Here is a 958-nt window from a genome sequence, read left to right on the forward strand (position 1 = left end):
AGCCCCGATGCGCAAAAGCGATTAAGGACAACACCTGCAACATCATCATTCCATCCTGCAGCCAATGCTGCAGTTTTTGCGATATCAGCACCTTGGTCGCCAACAGCGGTAACGCAGCCCATGACGATATCGTCAACCTCAGCTGTATCGAAACCATTGCGCTGTTGAAGAGCGTTTAATAAATCTGAAAGAAGTGTTACCGGTTTTACTTCATGAAGAGCGCCGCTCGCTTTACCTCGGCCCCGAGGTGTGCGAATCGCGTCAAATATTAGGGCTTCATTTGTCATTGTACTTATCCTATAAAATTTGTTCGTCCATTGAATGGAAAACGCATTATTAGGATAGCTGGCTAAGCGAAGGTCTCAATGATATTTCATAGCAATAAAGTTGATCATTTATTGCAAGCTTAGAAAGGGTCTACAGAAAACGCCGACTTTATAGGGGCAATAGCGTATCTATTTCTGTAGGCAGGGGGCTCGCTCCCTCGCAATGAATCTGTATGGTGTCTGCCCGAAGCCAAACCGCCTGCGAGTCGAGGAAGGCTCTGCCTACATTGAGCATTATTAAGCTTTATGCGCCTGTTCTAGATATTCGTGACTTTGCATTTCTAACAAACGGCTTTCTGTACGTTCGAACTCAAAGCTAAGTTTGCCGCCCTGGTAAATTTCATGGATAGGCGCTTCAGCAGAGATAATCACCTTAACGCTGCGGTCATAAAATTCATCAACCATATTGATAAAGCGCCTCGCCTGATCATCTGTATCGATACTCATCTGAGGGACGTTACTCACGATCACTGCGTGAAATTCTCTTGCGATCTCAATGTAGTCATTCTGGCTTCTAGGTCCATCGCAAAGCTCGGAAAATGTAAACCAAACAACATCGTCAGCGTGCCGTAGCGCTTTAAGAGGGCGACCATTAATCTCAAGCTCTAGCTCGTGTGAACCTGCTTCAACAG

1 protein-coding gene and 1 pseudogene are annotated in these 958 nt (G+C 45.8%); both read right to left on the reverse strand.

From position 1 onward, the window contains the following. Positions 1 to 287, reverse strand: a pseudogene (locus A3729_RS07125) (acetyl-CoA C-acyltransferase); the annotation flags it as partial. Positions 288 to 563: 276 nt separating this feature from the next. After that, the coding region (gene zapE / locus A3729_RS07130) for a cell division protein ZapE (protein WP_156497757.1) at positions 564 to 958 on the reverse strand (395 nt) is incomplete at its 5' end.

Source organism: Oleiphilus sp. HI0043 (assembly GCF_001634935.1).